3 protein-coding genes are annotated in these 2793 nt (G+C 38.6%); all 3 read right to left on the reverse strand.

Features of this window, described 5'->3' with window-relative positions; all coding sequences use genetic code 11:
• Nucleotides 1-301: 301 nt before the first annotated feature.
• The 3 genes from ABVT42_RS21910 to ABVT42_RS21920 all read right to left on the reverse strand — a co-directional run bounded on the left by ABVT42_RS21910 (nucleotide 302) and on the right by ABVT42_RS21920 (nucleotide 2622).
• Nucleotides 302-1699, reverse strand: coding sequence for a hypothetical protein (locus ABVT42_RS21910; RefSeq protein WP_353898080.1), 1398 nt, complete (start codon nucleotides 1697-1699; stop codon nucleotides 302-304).
• A gap of 85 nt (nucleotides 1700-1784) precedes the next feature.
• The gene (locus ABVT42_RS21915) at nucleotides 1785-2117 is read right to left on the reverse strand and encodes a DUF5992 family protein (protein WP_353898081.1); all 333 of its coding nucleotides are present in this window, start codon (nucleotides 2115-2117) and stop codon (nucleotides 1785-1787) included.
• A 91-nt stretch (nucleotides 2118-2208) separates the two neighbouring features.
• Entirely contained in the window at nucleotides 2209-2622 is a 414-nt protein-coding gene (locus ABVT42_RS21920) for a hypothetical protein (RefSeq protein WP_353898082.1), read from the reverse strand.
• Between the last annotated feature and the right edge of the window lie 171 nt (nucleotides 2623-2793).

Genomic DNA, 2793 nt, shown 5'->3' on the forward strand with positions numbered 1-2793 from the left:
TTAATTAGACCCACGAGCATAGACTGAAGACAGGCACCACGACGAAATAAGTAAGGTAGGTTAATCGCTTGGCGATAAAATCCACGGATACCAGCATGAGAACCGTCGAAATGTAGTGGCTTTAATCTGTGATTGAATTCATCCAATTTTTAGATAGCGGCACTTTGAAAAAATAGGGTGGGGATTTGTACGTTTTTATTGACAAAGGGAGTCATACCAACGCCGCGCTCTGCGGCAAATTTGGAGCGCAGCGGAAAATTTGTCCGACAGCAGCGCCTTGTTAAAAGAGTAGTTATGTAGCTCATGTCCGGCCAGCAGAATCTACTCTTTCTCTGCACAACTTATCAGCTAACTTTAGCAGAGTTGGTTGTCTATGCTCTCCTGACATGCTTTTAATTATATTACGCGAGAATTCATCATCAAGACCTACGGCCCTGACATATAGCGGTTTTAAACTACTACCTCGAAATACCTCCCAGTTCTTCGGAATGTTTTGCCTTGGGTTTTTAGCTACTCCAATGACCGAAATTTCTCGACCTTGCTGAAAATAGTGGTGTGACAAACGAGCTCCTAGCCCCCAACTATTAACACTATCTAGATAAACAAAGCCATCAATAATTATCACGCTAGGATTTAATTGATGCTCATCTATTAACTTTGTAATACAAGGGAGTTCGCGTTTATAAAACTCTCCGGACTCATATTCGCCTGGAACATTTAGTTCAGAATAATAGACTCGATCAGGCTCTTTTTGAGATGGATCAGTAAAAGATACCCCAGCTACAAATGCTGAATCTCCCTCATAATGAACATCAATTGCTAGATAATATGCTTCACTTATATTGCAAAATTTACGTTGCGATTTCTCCCAAATCAGACTTTCTTTAAGGCGTTTAATTTCGCCTTTCTTAAATAGCCCTGAAATTTCGATATAACTGAGGTTTGGCATGGACTCTGCATTTAGAAATTCATCTGGGAAGACATAGTTTGTTCTACGCTCAAAATCACCATAGCAATTAAAGTCGATAGTCAGACTATTCAGAGAAGGCGAGTTTGATTTTAGAAGGTTTGTAAATGTTTCTTCGGATGGCTCTTTACTAACAGGTAGCTCACACGCATCGACAACTTGAATAGAAAGCTCTTTAAGATTCGAAAAGTTTATAGGTTTGTTGACTGTGAAACTTCCGCCAATCTCAAGGTGCTCTAACTTTGGCATTTTATCTAACAGGCCAGTGATATCACCAACAGCACCATTTAATCCCTCACCATTGCAAAATAACTCAGTAATACCATATCTGAAGACCTTCAGCTCGGGATAATACACACTAGCTAGTATTTCTGTTACTGGTGAGTAATCTAGGTAATCTGATTCTGTCGTTTTTATCGGTTTATAACATTCAGTTGAGCTTCCAACGAACAAATCATGAACTTTTGATGGAAAGCTTGAATTTGCATATGAAGTAAAAACATTCAGGTGAGACGAACCTAGATAGAATTTAAAGCCAGCCGGACTCTTTACTATTTTTGAAAACTCAGACCATCCAAAGAATCGACTTTCCTTTACTCCTAATAATATTTGATTTATTGGCAAATTCCATTCTCCACTCCTTGATTGAATGCACCGATACTCAGTTGGAATATCCAAAATCTGTTGATAAAGCTCTAAGTCTTCTTTACTTGGCTTATTCTTAAATATCATTCTTCTTCGGTATCTCGATACTTTTAACGCCCCAAGCAGAATTGCGTTTTATGCATATGCTGCCTTGCCTGGTTAACACCTTTTCTTATTTGATAACTTCGATAAATGATGCACGATCACAAGAATCTGAAAAATAATTATGGATTTTTACTTTCATTCCGGAGGATAGTGCCATGAGAGCTGCAGAATAAGCTCTTTGATGCGCGTTTGGGTTGCTAGCATCGGCCTCAGGAAAAGTTATTTGTTGCCCTACACATGGACCAGCCCCGCCAGTTGTCCTCACATAAAAATTAGCTTTATTACCACTTGTATTTCCGACAGCTTCAATAGTTGCATCGACAATCACGTATGTTCCAGCAATTACATTACTGCTTATAAATGAGGCTACGCAAAAGGACAATAGTTTAATTAATTTCATTTTATTCCTCTGATAATAGTGTTAACGCCAAGTTAAAACGAGTGTGCCTTTTCGCACTTCGTTTTTCAACGATTGGTTAGCTTTTTTACATTCAATACTCATTACAAAACTCTACCAATTTAGTAGCTTCTTCACCCACTCGAGCTTTACGGCCTTTATATTTTTTATAGCATTCAATGCCAGAAAGAATCTCATTTCTAAGACTTTCTATTTCTCTAGCATTGTAGGTGCAAGCTTGGATGAAACCCAAGATTTCTCCCAACTCAGAATCCTTAAACTCTTTAAGCTCTAAAATATATAGAACACATTTGACTACATATGGAGTGCAAGAGTAGGTTGTATATTGATGGCAAGCTTCACTGTGTAAGAAGCCATAAATTGCTTCATCCACATCATCTTCGTCATCGCTAAGAAGTGCCCGTAAACTCTGTGGAGCTGACGCAGCAGAACCATATGCGTTTTCTAAGTCTGCCCAGGAAATTGAGTCGATTATTGATAAGTCCATTTGTAACTCTTAATTAAGCTAGACATAATGACTCCCTAGGAGTTTCAATTAAATTCAGTACTAGCCCCCTATCGTGGGTTAGCTTTTCAGCCAGTGCCATAATATATGAGTCGTTAAACACCATATAAACGGAGGCTAGCATGAACAACGATACCATAATTTTCATTGGCA

It is taken from the genome of Aliikangiella maris, from assembly GCF_040719265.1.
Taxonomy (GTDB): domain Bacteria; phylum Pseudomonadota; class Gammaproteobacteria; order Enterobacterales; family Kangiellaceae; genus Aliikangiella; species Aliikangiella maris.

Coding starts and splice junctions, on each gene's coding strand:
- ABVT42_RS21910 (WP_353898080.1), bottom strand. CDS start 1,699: ATGATATTTAAGAATAAGCCAAGTAAAGAAGACTTAGAGCTTTATCAA.
- ABVT42_RS21915 (WP_353898081.1), bottom strand. CDS start 2,117: ATGAAATTAATTAAACTATTGTCCTTTTGCGTAGCCTCATTTATAAGC.
- ABVT42_RS21920 (WP_353898082.1), bottom strand. CDS start 2,622: ATGGACTTATCAATAATCGACTCAATTTCCTGGGCAGACTTAGAAAAC.